Below are 15,173 nucleotides of genomic sequence, written 5' to 3'. Positions count from 1 at the left end.
TTCGTTCAACCCACCATCATCACGCGGACCTGCGGCTTCTTGCCACTCCACCGCTGCGCCGCTCGGCGGGTGGCGAGCCGCGCCGCCTCCATCACCTCGGCCGGGTCCTTGCGCGCCGGACCTTTGAGCTTGGCGATGGCCGCCGCGATTTCATCCTTCGTCTCGGCGAGAAAATCGGCCTCGTCCTCGTCGAGCGGCAGGCCCAAAGGATCGATATGCGGGGTGAGATCGCGATCCAGCGCAACGAATACCGCGCCGTTGAAGGCAATCCGCCGCCGCATGGCGATGGCCTCGCCGTCGGCGGGCACGATGATGTCTCCGTCGAGCAACAGCCGCCCTGCCCGCACCTCCGCCAACTTGGCAGGCTTGCCCGGCGCGAGGCGGATCATGTCGCCATTCTTCTGCACCACCGCTTCGCCGATTCCCGCAGCGCGCCCGATCCGCGCCTGTTCCTGCATGTGGCGCATCTCGCCATGGACGGGAACGAGGATCTCGGGCTTGATCCAGCTATAGAGCGCTTCGAGCTCGGGCCGGCCGGGATGGCCCGACACGTGGATTTCGCTCTGGCGGTCGGTCACCATGACGATCCCGCGTTCCGCCAGCTGGTTCTGCACCTTGCCGATCGCAATCTCGTTGCCGGGGATCTGCCGGCTGGAGAACAGGATTACATCGCCGGAGGCAAGCTCGATCGGGTGATTGCCCTCTGCAATCCGTGCCAGCGCAGCCCTCGGCTCCCCCTGCCCGCCGGTGGCGACGATCAGCACCTCGCTGCGCGGCAGGCGCATGGCAGTGTCGAAATCGACCGGCTCGGGGAAGTCTTCGAGATAGCCATTGGCCTGCGACACCTCAAGGATGCGGTCGAGCGAGCGACCGGCAATGCAGATCTGCCGCCCGGTCTCGCGCGCGACTGCACCCAGCGTGTGCATACGCGCGACGTTGGAAGCGAAAGTCGTCACCACCACGCGGCGCCCGCTATGCTTGCGCACTTCGGCCATCAGGCCCTGGAACACCGCCCCCTCCGACCCGCTCGGGTTCGGGTTGAAGGCATTGGTCGAATCGCACACCAGCGCGAGCACGCCCTCGTCGCCGATGGCGGTCAGCTCTTCCTCGGTGGTCGGCTCGCCGATGATCGGGTCCTCGTCGAGCTTCCAGTCGCCGGTATGGAAGATGCGCCCATAGGGCGTGTCGATCAGCAGCGCGTTGCCTTCTGCAATCGAGTGCGCCAGCGGGACATAGCGGATGGTGAAAGGGCCGAGATCGAATGGCTCGAGATCGTCGATCACGAACAGCGCCACATCTTTCGACAGACCCGCCTCTTCCAGCTTGCGCCGCACCAGTTCCGCGGTGAACGGCGTCGCGAACAGCGGCACGCCCAGATCGGCCGCGAAATAGGGCACCGCTCCGATATGGTCCTCGTGCCCATGGGTCAGCACGATGCCGACAAGGTCCTTCGTCCGCTCCTCGATGAATTCGAGGTCGGCGAAGACCAGATCGACGCCAGGGTACTCATTGCCGCTGAAGGTCATCCCCAGATCGACCATCAACCATTTGCCGTCGCACCCGTAGAGGTTGACGTTCATCCCGATCTCGCCCGATCCGCCGAGCGCGAGAAACAGCAGTTCGTCTTCGGGGGTGAAGTCCTTTTTCACTTGGTCGCACGCTCCGCCAGCAGGGCGAGGCCGTCGATCGTCAGATCGGCATCGACATGGTCGAAAATATCGGTCTTCTGGTCGAACAGGATCGCGAGGCCGCCGGTCGCGACGACCTTTGCCGGGCGACCGATCTCCGCCCGCATGCGGGCGATCAGGCCTTCCATCATGGCGACATGGGCCCAGAACACCCCGATCAGCATCTGGTCCTCGGTGTTGCGCCCGATCACGCTGTCGTTGTCGGGCGCGCGGATGGCGATGCGCGGGAGCTTAGCAGTCTTGCCGACCAGCGCATCGAGCGAGAGGTTGATCCCCGGTGCAATGATCCCGCCCTTGTAGTTGCCGTTGAAGTCGATCGCCTCGAACTTGGTGGCGGTGCCGAAATCGACCACGATCAGGTCGCCGCCGTATTTCTCATGCGCGGCGAGGATATTAAGCGCACGGTCTGCCCCGAGCGAGCTCGGCTGATCGACATCGGCCTGGAACGGCCACGCGGCAGCACCCTGCCCGGCGACGATCGGCGTGATCTTGAAGTATTTCTCCGCCAGCACGGTCAGGTTGTGGTTCGCCCGCGGCACGACCGAGGCGAAGATGATCTGGGTGATGTCTTCGCGCTCGAAACCTTCGATCTTGAGCAACTGGATCAGCCAAACCGCATATTCGTCGCCCGTCCGGCGCGGGTCGGTCGCGATGCGCCAGCGCGCCTTGATCTCCCGCCCTTCAAACAGGGCGAAGACGACATTGGTGTTACCGACATCTGCAGCAAGCAGCATTCAGGCCTCCTCGGCGAGCATCACGTCGCCCGCGTGGATGGCACGTGTGGTGCCGTCTTCCAAGCGTAGCAAGAGCGAACCTTCGGGAGAAAGGCCCGCGAATTCTCCGGTCAGCTGGTCACCGCTGCCATCATGAACCGCAATCGGCGCGCCTATGGGATGGGCGGCGGCGAGCCAGCGGCTGCGGATCGGCTCCACGCCGAATTGACGCCATCGCGCGAGTTCGCGCGAGAAATGGCCCGCGAGGATAGTTCCGAAGAGCTCGCGATCGGGGGCCGGGGCAATGTCGGCGAGCGATGCGGTTCGGCGGTCCGGCAGGTTGGGCGCGGCGGCAAGGTTGACCCCGATGCCGAGCACCACCGTCTGCCCTTCCCGTTCCAGGAGAATCCCCGACAGCTTCGCGCCGCCGAGCATCAGGTCGTTGGGCCATTTGAGCGTCAGCGTAGAGGGATCGGGCAGCAGCGGCAGGACCGCCTCGTAAAGCGCGAGGCTGGCGACCAGCGCGAGCGTGTGCGCCACCGGATCGCATGCGGCGAGGTGGATCGCGGTCGAACCCATAAAATTGCCGTAGCCGTCGAACCAGCTGCGGCCCTGCCGCCCCCTGCCCGCCGTCTGGCGCTCGGCCACGAGCCAGTCGCCTTCGGGAAGGTATTCCCCCGCACGCAGCCGCGCGACGAGGTCGGCATTGGTCGATCCGGTCTCGGCGACAGTGTGTATCAAGCGGCGAAGAAGAGCGCGGCTGCCGCGCGGTTCGTCCAGTTGCCGAGCCAGATCGTCAGCAGGAAGCCGAGCGGCGAGACGAACAGCGTAGTCAGCGCAAGCACGACCCAACTGGCCGCATCGCCTTTGCCCGCAACCACCCCGGCCGGCTCGTCAAAATACATCACTTTGACGATCTTGAGGTAGTAGAATGCACCGATGACGCTTGCGGCGATACCGACCGCGGCGAGCAGGATGAGGTCGGCGTCGACCGCGGCGCGGAACACCACGAACTTGCCCCAGAAGCCCATCAGCGGCGGGATGCCCGCGAGGCTGAACATCATTACCGCGAGGCACAGTGCGAGTCCTTTGTGCGAACGCGAGAGGCCCGCAATGTCGGCTAGAGTCTCGACCTGACGGCCCTCACCATCGCGCAGCATCAGCACCGCGACGAAGCTGCCCAGCGTCATGGCGACATAGAACGCCAGATAGACCAACATTGCGCCCGCGCCTGCCTGCGTCCCGGCGGCGAGGCCGATCAGGATGAAACCGACGTTGTTGATCGAGCTATAGGCGAGCAGCCGCTTGAGGTTCGCCTGCCCGATCGCGCCCAGCGCGCCAACGACGATCGACGCCAGCGCGGAGAAGATCACGATCTGCCGCCAGGCATCGACCTGCGCGCCGAAAGGGTCGAGCGCGACGCGCATCAGCAGCGCGATCGCCGCAACTTTGGGGGCGGTGGCGAAGAAGGCGGTGACCGGGGTCGGCGCGCCTTCGTAGACGTCGGGCGTCCACATATGGAACGGGACTGCCGAAATCTTGAACGCGAGGCCGGCGAGCACGAAGACCAGCCCGAACAGCATCCCGCCCGAAAGACCGTCCGACATCGCGGCGAGGATCGAGAGGTAGTCGGTCGCGCCGGTGAAGCCATAGACCAGGCTCATACCGTAGAGCAGAATGCCCGACGCCAGCGCACCGAGAACGAAGTATTTCAGCCCCGCCTCCGCCGAACGTCCGTCGCTGCGCGCGTAGCTGGCGAGGACGTAGGACGACAGGCTCGACAGCTCGAGGCCGAGATAGAGCGTCATCAGATCGACGGCGGAGACCATCATCCCCATGCCTACCGCGCCGAAGATCATCAGCACGGGGTATTCGGGCCGGTATTCACCTGTGGAATCGAAATACCGCTGCGTGACCATCAGGATGCCGATGGTCGCGAGGTAGATCAGGATCTTGGCGTAGCTGCCGAAGGCGTCCATCCGGTAGACGCCGCTGAAGGCATCGCCGCCCAGCGCGAAGGCCGGGTCGCTCAGCAGATGGGCGGTGAAAATGCCCGCCCCGAACAGCGCTGCGACGGAGAGGATCGTGACGATCCGGGCCGAAGCCTTGCCCGCGAAGGCCGCGACCATCAGCAGTGCCAGCCCGCTCAGCGAAAGGATCACTTCGGGCAGGGTGAAGTAGAAGGAGGAAGCGTAGCTCATCAGTGCTCTCCCTCGCTCTTGCCGCCCGTTTCATGGTGCCCTTCGGACTCCACGTAATTCGCGGCATGTTCGCGCGGCGCGCCCGCTTCGAGCCGGGCATCGCCGGCCGGCTCGGCGCGGGCAAGACGCGCATCGAGCGCGGCGATATCCTTGCGCATCGGGGCGAGGAAGCTTTCAGGATAGACCCCCATCCAAAGGACGGCGGCGGCGATCGGACCGAGCATGATCCATTCGCGCAAATTGAGATCGGGCATCGCGGCGGCGTCGGCGTTCTTCTGCTCGCCGAAGGCAACGCGGCGATAGAGATAGAGCATGTAAGCAGCCCCGAGGATGATGCCGGTGGTCAGGACGAAGGTGGCGACGCTCGACACCTCGTAGATGCCCGCGAGGCTAAGGAATTCGGCGACGAAGCCGCTGGTGCCGGGCAGCCCGATGCTGGCCATGGTGAACAGCAGGAAGAACAGCGCATATTTGGGCATGTTGATCGACAGCCCGCCGTAACGGCCGATCTCGCGCGTGTGCAGCCGGTCGTAGATCACCCCTACACAGAGGAACAGCGCGCCCGATACGAGGCCATGGCTCAGCATCATCACCATCGCGCCTTCGAGGCCCTGCTGGTTGAAGGCGAACAGGCCCGCGGTGACGATCGCCATATGCGCGACGCTCGAATAGGCGATAAGCTTCTTCATATCATGCTGCACCAGTGCGATCAGGCTGGTGATGACCACCGCCGCCATCGACAGGCCAAGCACCAGCCACAAGAACTGCGCCGAGGCCTCGGGGAACATCGGCAGGCTGAAACGGATGAAGCCGTATCCGCCCATCTTGAGCAGCACGCCGGCGAGGATCACCGAGCCGGCGGTCGGCGCCTGCACGTGGGCATCGGGCAGCCAGGTATGAACTGGCCACATCGGCATCTTGACCGCGAAACTGGCGAAGAAAGCGAGCCACAGCCAGGTCTGCGCGCCCGCCGGAAAGTCGTACTGCATCAGCGTCGGGATGTCGGTCGTGCCGGCCTCGCCCACCATCCACAGCATCGCGATCAGCATCAGCACCGAGCCGAGCAGCGTGTAGAGGAAGAACTTGTAGCTCGCATAAATGCGGTTATCACCGCCCCAGATGCCGATGATGAGATACATCGGGATCAGGCCCGCTTCGAAAAAGATGTAGAACAGGAACAGGTCCTGCGCGGCGAACACGCCGATCATCAGCAGTTCCATGAACAGGAACGCGGCCATGTATTCGCCCACCCGCCTGGTGATCGATTCCCAGCTGGCAAGGATGCAGATCGGCATCAGGAACACGCTGAGCACGATCAGCATCAGCGCGATGCCGTCGATCCCCAGTGCGTATTTGAAGCCCGCGAACAGGTTCAGGCTTTCCTGGAACTGCCACTGCGCCCCGCCGATGTCGTAATTGAGCCACAACACCACGCCGAGCGCAAGGTTGACCAGCGTCGCCGCCAACGCGGTCCAGCGCGCGCCATTGTCGCTCAGGAACAGGCAGGCCACGGCCGCGACCAGCGGCACCGCGAGCAGCAGCGAGAGGATCGGAAAGCCGTCCATCACATCAAAATCCAGGTAACAGCCGCGACCAGCCCGAGCAGCATGATCAGCGCATAGCTAGTGAGATATCCCGACTGGACGCGTTTGGCGACGCCCACCCCGCGCTCGACCACCCAGGCCGCGCCATTGGGGCCGAAACGGTCGATGATGCCGACATCGCCCCGCTGCCACAGCTGGCGGCCGATCCAGAACGCCGGGCGCACGAAGATGCGGTCATACAGTTCGTCGAAGTACCACTTGTTGTAGAGGAACCGGTACACCGGACCCAGTTGCTCTGCGACCTTGGCCGGGAATGCAGTGTTTCGGATATATCCGTACCAGGCGATTACGAAGCCGAGCAGCATCACGATGAAGGCGGCGTATTTCACCAGCACCGGAACGCCGTGCATCGCATGGATCAGCGGCTCGTTGTAGAAGATCGACCCGTCCCAGAAATCGGCGCTGTCGAGGAAGGCCGGGGCGAACACTTGCCCCGCCGCGATCGCACCCACGGTCAGCACGCCGAGCGGGATCAGCATCGAAACCGGGCTTTCGTGCGGATGGTATCCGCCGGTTGTGTCTTCGCCCGCCTGTTCGGGGGTCTTGTGGACCGAATGCTGAATATGCTCGCTCTCGATCCAGCGCGGCTTGCCCCAGAAGGTCAGGAACATCAGGCGCCAGCTGTAGAAGCTGGTCAGCAGGGCCGCGAACACGCCCATCCAGAAGGCGAAGCTGGCGACCTCGGTCCCGCGCGCAAAGGCGACCTCGATGATCGCGTCTTTCGACCAGAAGCCCGCGAAGCCGACCCCCAGATGATAGACACCGAGCCCGGTGATCGCCAGCGTGCCCGCCAGCATGGCGTAAAATGTCAGCGGGATGTGCTTCCGCAGGCCGCCGTAATAGCGCATGTCCTGTTCGTGATGCATCGCGTGGATCACCGAGCCCGCGCCAAGGAACAGCAGCGCCTTGAAGAAGGCGTGGGTGAACAGGTGGAACATCGCCGCGCCATAGGCGCCGACGCCCGCCGCGAAGAACATGTAGCCCAGCTGTGAACAGGTCGAATAGGCGATGACCCGCTTGATGTCCCATTGCGTCGTGCCGACAGTGGCGGCGAAGATGCAGGTCGCTGCGCCGATGAAGGTGACGACGCCGAGCGCGACCGGCGCGGTTTCGAACATCGGCGAAAGGCGGCAGACCATGAACACGCCCGCCGTCACCATCGTCGCGGCGTGGATCAGCGCGGAAACCGGCGTCGGACCTTCCATTGCGTCGGGCAGCCAGGTGTGCAGGCCGAGCTGCGCCGACTTGCCCATCGCGCCGATGAACAGCAGGATGCACAGGATATCCATGGTGTAGAGGCGCATCCCCATAAAGGTGATGTCACTGCCGCTCATCGCCGGGGCCATTTCGAGAATGCGCGGGATGTCGACCGTGCCGAAGACCAAAAAAGTACCGAAGATACCGAGCATGAAGCCGAGGTCGCCCACGCGATTGACGACGAATGCCTTGATCGCGGCGGCATTGGCACTCGGCTTTTTGAACCAGAAACCGATCAACAGGTAGCTTGCGAGGCCGACCCCTTCCCATCCGAAGAACATCTGGACCAGGTTGTCGGCGGTCACCAGCATCAGCATGGCGAAAGTGAACAGGCTGAGATAGGCGAAGAACCGCGGCTGGTCCGGGTCTTCCTCCATATAGCCCCAGCTGTAGAGGTGGACGAGCGCGGAAACGGTGGTGATCACCACCAGCATGACCGCCGTCAGCGTATCGACCCGCAGCGCCCAGTCGAAGCTCAGCGTGCCCGATTGCACCCATTGGAGGACCGGCACGACCTGCGCCTCGGCGGTGCCCGCCACGAAGGGCAGGAAGACCATCCAGCTGAGCACCGCGGCAACGAACAGCGCGCCAGTGGTAAGCCCTTTGGTGAAGACGGCCGGCGCGGCCTTGTTGGTCAGCCCGCCGACGATCGCCGCCAGCAAGGGCAGGAACACGATGAAATGGATCGGATGCACCTCAGCAAACTCCGTTCGGGCTGAGCTTGTCGAAGCCCATCGGTGGTGCACTCGCGTCCTTCGACAGGCTCAGGACGAACGGGAAAGGGGTATTCATTGGTGTTACCCCTTCATCCGGCTTGGATCGTCGACTGCGATGGTGCCGCGGCCGCGGAAATAGATGACGAGGATCGCCAGCCCGATCGCCGCTTCGCCCGCCGCGACGGTCAGCACGAACATCGCGAACACCTGGCCGACGAGATCGTTCAGGAATGCGCTGAAGGCGACGAGGTTGAGGTTGACGCTGAGCAGGATCAACTCGATCGCCATCAGGATCACGATCACGTTCTTCCGGTTGAGGAAGATGCCGAGCACGCCGAGCACGAAGAGGATCGCGCTGACGATCATGTAGTGTTCGATGCCGATCACAATTCCACCCCCTGCCCGACCGGGGGCTGCTTCATCACCGTCGCATCCTGCGGGCGGCGCTGGTTCTGCTTCGAGATGTTCTGGTGCCCGCGCTGGGTCTTGGGCGGACGGTGCGTCAGGACGATCGCCCCGACCATCGCGACCAGCAGGATGATGCCTGCGGTTTCAAACAGGAACAGATACTTGCCGTAAAGCAGCGCGCCGATGCTCTCGATATTGCTTTCGCCCATGCGCGGTGCGCCCACGCCACTCGGCTCGCCCAGCTGCAGCGCGCCCGCCTGGTAGGCTCCGATGCCGAGCACCAGCTCCGCCAGCAGCACGAGCGCCACCGCGATGCCGAGCGGGAAGTTCTTCACGAAACCCGCGCGCAGTTCGGCAAAATCGATGTCGAGCATCATGACCACGAACAGGAACAATACCGCGACCGCGCCGACATAGACGATCACCAGCAGCATCGCGATGAACTCCGCGCCGACCAGCACCATCAACCCGGCCCCGTTGAAAAAAGCGAGGATCAGCCACAGCACCGAATGCACCGGGTTGCGCGCGGTAATCACCATCACCGCGCTGGCGATGACGAGCACCGCGAAAAGGTAGAAGGCAAGGGTCTGGATCATGGGTTCATAGCGTCCTGGGCGCGGCCCCTAACGGTAGGGCGCATCGGCTTCAAGGTTCGCGGCAATCGCGCGCTCCCACTTGTCCCCGTTGGCCAGCAGTTTCGCCTTGTCGTAGAGCAGTTCTTCGCGCGTCTCGGTCGCATATTCGAAGTTCGGCCCCTCGACGATGGCATCCACCGGGCAGGCTTCCTGGCAGAAGCCACAGTAGATGCACTTGGTCATGTCGATATCGTAGCGGGTGGTGCGGCGGCTGCCGTCCTCGCGCGGTTCCGCCTCGATGGTGATCGCCTGCGCCGGACACACCGCCTCGCACAGCTTGCACGCGATGCAGCGTTCCTCGCCGTTGGGATAGCGGCGCAGCGCATGCTCCCCGCGAAAACGCGGGCTGAGCGGGTTCTTCTCGAACGGATAGTTGATCGTCGCCTTGGGCTTGAAGAAATACTTCAGCGTGAGGGCGTGCGCCTTTACGAACTCCCACAGGGTGAACGACTTGATGAGGTGGGCGACCGAAGTCATGCGGTTGCTCCATAGTGGCCGGTGGCCATCAGATATCCGGAAATGAGAACGACGAAGAACAGACTCAGCGGGAGAAACACCTTCCACCCGAGCCGCATCAGCTGGTCATAACGATAACGCGGCACGGTTGCCTTCACCCAGCTGAAGATGAAGAAGAAGAACAGGATCTTGGCGAATAGCCAGAAGACCGCCGTCAGCCCCTCGGTGAAGAAGAAATTGTACAGGATCGGAATGTCGAGCGGCGGCAGCCATCCGCCGAAGAACAGCACCGCGTTGAGCGCGCACATCAGCAGCACGTTGGCATATTCGCCGAGCCAGTAGAGCGCGAAGGCCATCGAGGAATATTCGGTCTGGTACCCGGCGACGAGCTCGCTTTCCGCCTCGGTCAGGTCGAACGGCGCGCGCGCGGTTTCCGCCAGCGAGGAGATGAGGAACATCACCCACATCGGGAACAGCAGCGGGTTGAACGCGAAGCCGTTGAGCAGCCACACGTGGTTCTGCTGGGCCAGGACGATCCCGTTCATGTTGAACGTGCCTGCCCACAGCACGACGCAGATCAGGATGAAGCCGATCGAAACCTCGTAGCTGATCATCTGCGCGGCGGCGCGCATGGCGGAGAAAAACGGGTATTTCGAGTTCGACGCCCAGCCCGCCATGACCACGCCGTAGACACCGAGCGAGCTGATCGCGAGGACGTAGAGCAGGCCGACGTTGATGTCCGACAGCACGGCGGCCGGCCCGAACGGCACCACCGCCCAGGCCATCAGCGCGACCGTGAAGGTGATGATCGGCGCGAGCAGGAACAGCCCCTTGTTGGCGGCCGAGGGGATGATGGTTTCCTGCAGGAACACCTTCAGCCCGTCGGCGAAGCTCTGCAGCAGGCCGAACGGTCCGACCACATTCGGTCCCTTGCGCAGTGCCATCGCCGCCCAGATCTTGCGGTCGGCATAGATGATCATCGCGACCGCCAGCATCAGCGGGAAGGCGATCAGCAGGATGCCCGCGATGGTCGCGGTGAACCACGCGGCTTCGTAGCCCATGCCGAGGGATTGGAAAAACTCGGTCATTAGAGATCAGCCCCCGGATCGCCTTCGCCGTACGAACCGCCGGAAGCGCTTGACGATCCAGCGTCAGGAGCACTGCCAATTCGATCGAGAGTTTGAGGCGCAAATTTGGCGAGGATGAGGAGAGCAACAAGCATGGCAATTCCACCCCCCAAGATTACAAAGAGGCTCATTCTGCCGCCCCCTTCACCTTGTCAAAAATCGCGATGAGCACCTGTATCATGACACCGGTACCGACCATGTATGCAGCTTCGGCAAAAGCCCAGTACAGCGCTCCGGACATGGCCATCTGCCGTAGCGGGGTACCGCTATTCGCTGCCGACTCGTAGGCAAGTGTCTGCGAAAGAACCGCATATTCATTCCAGAAGCGCCACAAGCAGAAGACAACGGCAAGTGCATAGAAAACCTGCGGCATTCGGCGAATGAATTGGGGAAGCGCACTCATTCCGCCGCTTCCTTCAGCTCTTCGCCATGCAGCAGTTCGGCCGAACATTGCTGCATCACCGCGCTGGCGCGGGCGATCGGGTTGGTGAGGTAGAAGTCCTTGATCGGATAGGCCGAGATCGCGCCCTCCGCCTTGGCCTTGCTGTCCGCCTTGGGGAGCGCGCCGAGATCGGCCAGACCTTCCTCGCCCAGCGAGGGGACTTCGGCGATCATCGCGGCCTGCAATTCGGCGTAGCTGTCGAAACCGACCGAGACACCCAGCGCATCGGCCAGGGCGCGCAGGATCGTCCAGTCCTCGCGCGCGTCACCGGGTGCGAACACGGCCTTCTCGGCAAACTGCACCCGGCCTTCGGTGTTGACGTAGGTCCCGTCCTTTTCGGCAAAGCTCGCCGCCGGAAGGACGATGTCCGCCGCATGCGCGCCCTTGTCGCCGTGGTGGCCGATATAAACCTTGAGCGCATCGGCGAAGGGCTCGAAATCCATCTCGTCCGCGCCGAGGCTCAGCACCACCTTGGGCTTCGCTGCAGCGATATCCGCCATTCCACCCTTCTGCGCATAGCCGAGCATCAGCCCGCCCATCCGCGCGGCGCTGAAGTGGAGCACGTTGAACCCGTTCCAGCCATCCCGCACGACCTTAAGCTTCTCCGCCGCGGCCAGCCCTGCTCCGAGTGCGCCCTTGGCCAGCGCCGCACCGCCCATGATGATCGCGGGACGCTCGGCGCCCTTGAACGCGTCGACCAGGTCCTTCGGCAGCTTGGACAAGACCGACAAGTCTTCTCCGAGGAAGGTCGCCGGATAGGTCGGGTCCCACCGCGGCCCGATGATATAGACCTTCGCCCCGCGCTTTACCGCCTTGCGCAGGCGGACGTTGACCAGCGGTGCTTCCCACCGAATGTGGCTGCCGACGATCAGCACAGCATCGGCGGTCTCGATCCCGGCGAAGGTCGAGTTGAAAGCGACCGCGGCGAGGTTCGAGACGTCGTAGTCCATGCCGGTCTGGCGGCCTTCGAGCAGGCCCGACCCGCAAGCCTTCAGCAGCGCCTTGGCGGCGAACATCGTCTCGCAATCGACCATGTCGCCGGCGATCGCGGCAATTGCCTTGCCCGGCTTCGCCTTGGCAACGGCAGCGAACGCCTCTTCCCAGGTGGCGGGCTTGAGGCCGCCCTTCTTGCGCAGGAATACCTTGTCGAGCCGGCGCTTGCCCAGCCCGTCGACCATGAAGCGGCCCTTGTCGCTCAGCCATTCCTCGTTGACGTCGTCGTTGATCCGCGGAAGCGCGCGCATGACTTCGCGGCCCTTGGACTGCAGCGTGATGTTGGCGCCGACCGCATCGGACACGTCGATGCTGAGCGTCTTCCTCAGCTCCCACGGGCGCGCTTCGAACGCATAGGGGCGGCTGGTCAGCGCGCCAACCGGGCACAAATCGATCACATTGGCGCTGAGCTCGTGTTCCGCCGCCTGCTCGAGATAAGTGGTGATCTGCATGTCCTCGCCGCGATAGAGCGCGCCGATTTCGTCCACCCCGGCGATCTCTTCGGAGAAGCGCACGCAGCGGGTGCAGTGGATGCAGCGGGTCATCACCGTCTTGATCAGCGGTCCCATGTATTTCTCGGTCACCGCCCGCTTGTTCATGTCGTAGCGCGAACCGCCCCGGCCATAGGCCACCGCCTGGTCCTGCAGGTCGCACTCGCCGCCCTGGTCGCAGATCGGGCAGTCGAGCGGGTGGTTGATCAGCAGGAATTCCATCACGCCTTCGCGCGCGGTCTTGACCATCTGGCTGTCGGTGCGGATGTCCTGACCGTCGGTTGCGGGCAGCGCGCAGCTCGCCTGCGGCTTGGGCGGCCCCGGCTTCACCTCGACCAGGCACATGCGGCAATTGCCCGCGATGCTCAGCCGTTCGTGATAGCAGAAGCGGGGGATTTCCTTCCCCGCCAGCTCGCACGCCTGCAGCACGGTCGCGCCCGCCGGGACCTCGATTTCAACGCCGTCTACGGTAACCTTGGGCATCAGTCGTCGAGCCCCCTGCGCACGAGCAACTGCTGGACGACGTCGTATCGTAAAGCGTAGTTGAAATTCACGAGCTTGTCGTAATCGGGAAAGCAGCTCTCCCCCGCCGGGTTGAAATCATCGGTGTAATAACCCTCGCGCAGGAACGGAGTGAGACCGGCGGGATTTTCGACATCGGCCATCAACTGGCTGAAGAAGGGGGTATCCGCTTCCCACATGCAGCTGCCGATGTAGCGTGCGGCCAGGCTGTGGTAGGTCGCAAAGTCGATTTCGGTGCCATAAAGGTCGAACGGATCGTCGGCGTATTTGGGCGACCGGGCAACTTCGAGGAAGGGTTTGAGACAATCGCTTTCATCAAACGCGACCGCTTCCTTGCTGGTGAAGTCGAGGCCCCGCTCGCGCGCGGATGTCAGTATTTCGGCGGCGCGTTGGGGATTTTCTTCGATGTAACAATGGATCGCACGGCCTTGCTCGATGAAATAGGCCGGTGGATCGCCCCACCCGGCCGGTGAGGCCAGAATCTTGTCGATCTTCGCCGTCGAAATGACCACATCTTCGTAGTCGTACTCGAGAGGCTGTGCAGCAACCGCGTAGCTCAGAGCAAGCAGCGCTGCAGTGCATCCCGTGATGCCGATCCTGACCGCGCTCATGCCGCTGTCTCCCTGCCGACGGCAAACAAGTGTAGTATCGAACATCGCTCAGCCCTCCTGCGCGGCCAGCAGGCGAAAGGTCGCGGTGGCAATGATCGAGCGCAGGCCGAGTGTGGTCGCTTCCACCCGCGTTCCGTCGGCACACATCCGGGCAACCGGCAGCAGCTTCGCTTCAGTCGAAGTCTCGGCCTCGGAGCCCGGCTCGCTCTGGAGCAAGGCGGTAACATCGTCGGGGACCGAACGCACCACGCACATCGCGACGGCATCGCTCGGGGCGAAAGTCTCGGTGGTCTTGCCCGCCGCCGCCCTGGCCAGACGGCTCTTGAGTGGCTCTCCATCGGATGCGATCATCACTTCGGCCAAGGCAGCGGCGAAGGGCAGATTGCCCATCCGCAGCCGGTCACTGTTGCGCAGCCCCACCTTGCGCGCGCAACCTTCGTTGGCGCTGGAAAGGTTCTTGAGTCCGTTGCGATACTCGGTGGTGCGGAAATCGCGCACAAGCACCGCCGAAACCTTGTCGGCGCTGCTTTCCGCGACGCAGGCGGCGTAAAGCGCCATCGTCTTGCGCGCGCTCACGCTGTCATATTCGGCAATACGGGTGTCGCCCATCGCGCTTTCACGCTCGGGATCGGGCCATTCCGCAGGTTTCGGGTCGGCAGGCGCGGTCGGGACCGCCTGCAACAGCATCAGGATTGCGGGAAGGATCATTGTGGTGCCTCCAGACTGACCGCGTAGTAGGCTGCTTCGGCAAGTTGATTTCGCAACGTCGGCGCGCGCAGCTTCAGGCTCTGACCTTCCATCACGCATTGTCCGAAGCTCGGGCTCATCGCCATGATCGCCTGCTTCTCGTTGTCGCTGCCAGGCTCGGTCTGGAACAATGCTTCGAGCGCCCCCGCATTATGCCCCATGACGCAACCGGCAAAGCCCAGCGAGAACACGCGTTCGATCGTGTCGGAGCGCTCGCCATGAAATCTTTCCGCGACGAACATGCCATCGTCGCCGAGCATAATCTTGTCGAGCATCAGCTCGGTCTTGCCTTCGCGTAGCATGCTTTCCGCCAAGGCACCTCGCAAGGTTGAGTGTTCGAACCGCATGGTCAGCGCGCCTCGTGCTGCCTGCATGTTTCCAACCCCGGAAAAATCGACATTCGGCATGCACTTCCGGAGCTTCTCCGCGAAGACCTCGTAAGCCTGTTCCTCGCCAGCACTGCCAGGGGTCGCTGCCAGATACGCACGCACTTCGGTGGGGCGATCCTGCGCTACGCATTTCGCCGTGCGCATCAGGGTCTGCTCCGGCGGAGTATCGGGTC

15 protein-coding genes are annotated in these 15,173 nt (G+C 63.4%); all 15 read right to left on the bottom strand.

What is annotated here, in order from left to right; translation table 11 throughout:
* Positions 1-5: 5 nt before the first annotated feature.
* A complete protein-coding gene (locus tag NSO95_RS07280; protein WP_257595522.1) occupies positions 6-1,649 on the bottom strand; it encodes a ribonuclease J in 1,644 nt (547 codons plus the stop codon).
* Positions 1,646-2,422, bottom strand: a complete 777-nt coding sequence (locus NSO95_RS07275; RefSeq protein ID WP_257595521.1) for a type III pantothenate kinase — start codon at positions 2,420-2,422, stop codon at positions 1,646-1,648. Before NSO95_RS07275 ends, NSO95_RS07280 begins: the two co-directional genes overlap by 4 nt.
* Entirely contained in the window at positions 2,423-3,142 is a 720-nt protein-coding gene (locus NSO95_RS07270; protein ID WP_257595520.1) for a biotin--[acetyl-CoA-carboxylase] ligase, read from the bottom strand. It abuts the gene before it with no gap.
* Positions 3,139-4,602, bottom strand: coding sequence for an NADH-quinone oxidoreductase subunit NuoN (gene nuoN / locus NSO95_RS07265; protein WP_257595519.1), 1,464 nt, complete (start codon positions 4,600-4,602; stop codon positions 3,139-3,141). The genes NSO95_RS07270 and nuoN overlap by 4 nt, the downstream gene beginning before the upstream one ends.
* Positions 4,602-6,167, bottom strand: coding sequence for an NADH-quinone oxidoreductase subunit M (locus tag NSO95_RS07260; RefSeq protein ID WP_257595518.1), 1,566 nt, complete (start codon positions 6,165-6,167; stop codon positions 4,602-4,604). Before NSO95_RS07260 ends, nuoN begins: the two co-directional genes overlap by 1 nt.
* The gene (gene nuoL, locus NSO95_RS07255) at positions 6,167-8,158 is read right to left on the bottom strand and encodes an NADH-quinone oxidoreductase subunit L (protein ID WP_257595517.1); all 1,992 of its coding nucleotides are present in this window, start codon (positions 8,156-8,158) and stop codon (positions 6,167-6,169) included. The genes NSO95_RS07260 and nuoL overlap by 1 nt, the downstream gene beginning before the upstream one ends.
* A 102-nt stretch (positions 8,159-8,260) precedes the next feature.
* Positions 8,261-8,566 carry an NADH-quinone oxidoreductase subunit NuoK gene (nuoK, locus tag NSO95_RS07250; RefSeq protein ID WP_257595516.1) on the bottom strand — a complete coding sequence of 102 codons (306 nt, stop codon included), beginning with the start codon at positions 8,564-8,566 and terminating at the stop codon, positions 8,261-8,263.
* Positions 8,563-9,183: an NADH-quinone oxidoreductase subunit J gene (locus NSO95_RS07245; RefSeq protein ID WP_257595515.1), complete on the bottom strand. Its 621-nt coding sequence runs from the start codon at positions 9,181-9,183 to the stop codon at positions 8,563-8,565. Before NSO95_RS07245 ends, nuoK begins: the two co-directional genes overlap by 4 nt.
* Positions 9,184-9,210: 27 nt before the next feature.
* The gene (gene nuoI / locus NSO95_RS07240) at positions 9,211-9,699 is read right to left on the bottom strand and encodes an NADH-quinone oxidoreductase subunit NuoI (RefSeq protein WP_257595514.1); all 489 of its coding nucleotides are present in this window, start codon (positions 9,697-9,699) and stop codon (positions 9,211-9,213) included.
* A complete protein-coding gene (gene nuoH, locus NSO95_RS07235; protein WP_257595513.1) occupies positions 9,696-10,766 on the bottom strand; it encodes an NADH-quinone oxidoreductase subunit NuoH in 1,071 nt (356 codons plus the stop codon). Before nuoH ends, nuoI begins: the two co-directional genes overlap by 4 nt.
* A gap of 166 nt (positions 10,767-10,932) precedes the next feature.
* A complete protein-coding gene (locus NSO95_RS07230) occupies positions 10,933-11,208 on the bottom strand; it encodes a hypothetical protein (protein WP_257595512.1) in 276 nt (91 codons plus the stop codon).
* A complete protein-coding gene (gene nuoG, locus NSO95_RS07225; protein WP_257595511.1) occupies positions 11,205-13,214 on the bottom strand; it encodes an NADH-quinone oxidoreductase subunit NuoG in 2,010 nt (669 codons plus the stop codon). The genes NSO95_RS07230 and nuoG overlap by 4 nt, the downstream gene beginning before the upstream one ends.
* A complete protein-coding gene (locus tag NSO95_RS07220) occupies positions 13,214-13,864 on the bottom strand; it encodes a hypothetical protein (protein ID WP_257595510.1) in 651 nt (216 codons plus the stop codon). Before NSO95_RS07220 ends, nuoG begins: the two co-directional genes overlap by 1 nt.
* A gap of 48 nt (positions 13,865-13,912) precedes the next feature.
* Positions 13,913-14,572 (bottom strand): hypothetical protein, encoded by a 660-nt coding sequence (locus tag NSO95_RS07215; protein WP_257595509.1) that lies wholly within the window; start codon positions 14,570-14,572, stop codon positions 13,913-13,915.
* The gene (locus NSO95_RS07210; protein WP_257595508.1) at positions 14,569-15,144 is read right to left on the bottom strand and encodes a hypothetical protein; all 576 of its coding nucleotides are present in this window, start codon (positions 15,142-15,144) and stop codon (positions 14,569-14,571) included. The genes NSO95_RS07215 and NSO95_RS07210 overlap by 4 nt, the downstream gene beginning before the upstream one ends.
* Positions 15,145-15,173: the final 29 nt, after the last annotated feature.

The sequence above is a fragment of the Parerythrobacter lacustris genome (assembly GCF_024626475.1).
In the GTDB taxonomy this organism is placed as follows: domain Bacteria; phylum Pseudomonadota; class Alphaproteobacteria; order Sphingomonadales; family Sphingomonadaceae; genus Parerythrobacter_A; species Parerythrobacter_A lacustris.
The sequence above is the reverse complement of the archived record's forward strand: the minus strand, read 5'-3'. Positions and strand labels throughout refer to the sequence as shown.

Coding starts and splice junctions, on each gene's coding strand:
- nuoG (WP_257595511.1), bottom strand. CDS start 13,214: ATGCCCAAGGTTACCGTAGACGGCGTTGAAATCGAGGTCCCGGCGGGC.
- NSO95_RS07275 (WP_257595521.1), bottom strand. CDS start 2,422: ATGCTGCTTGCTGCAGATGTCGGTAACACCAATGTCGTCTTCGCCCTG.
- nuoI (WP_257595514.1), bottom strand. CDS start 9,699: ATGACTTCGGTCGCCCACCTCATCAAGTCGTTCACCCTGTGGGAGTTC.
- NSO95_RS07260 (WP_257595518.1), bottom strand. CDS start 6,167: ATGGACGGCTTTCCGATCCTCTCGCTGCTGCTCGCGGTGCCGCTGGTC.
- nuoH (WP_257595513.1), bottom strand. CDS start 10,766: ATGACCGAGTTTTTCCAATCCCTCGGCATGGGCTACGAAGCCGCGTGG.
- NSO95_RS07220 (WP_257595510.1), bottom strand. CDS start 13,864: ATGAGCGCGGTCAGGATCGGCATCACGGGATGCACTGCAGCGCTGCTT.
- NSO95_RS07230 (WP_257595512.1), bottom strand. CDS start 11,208: ATGAGTGCGCTTCCCCAATTCATTCGCCGAATGCCGCAGGTTTTCTAT.
- NSO95_RS07245 (WP_257595515.1), bottom strand. CDS start 9,183: ATGATCCAGACCCTTGCCTTCTACCTTTTCGCGGTGCTCGTCATCGCC.
- nuoN (WP_257595519.1), bottom strand. CDS start 4,602: ATGAGCTACGCTTCCTCCTTCTACTTCACCCTGCCCGAAGTGATCCTT.
- NSO95_RS07210 (WP_257595508.1), bottom strand. CDS start 15,144: ATGCGCACGGCGAAATGCGTAGCGCAGGATCGCCCCACCGAAGTGCGT.
- NSO95_RS07215 (WP_257595509.1), bottom strand. CDS start 14,572: ATGATCCTTCCCGCAATCCTGATGCTGTTGCAGGCGGTCCCGACCGCG.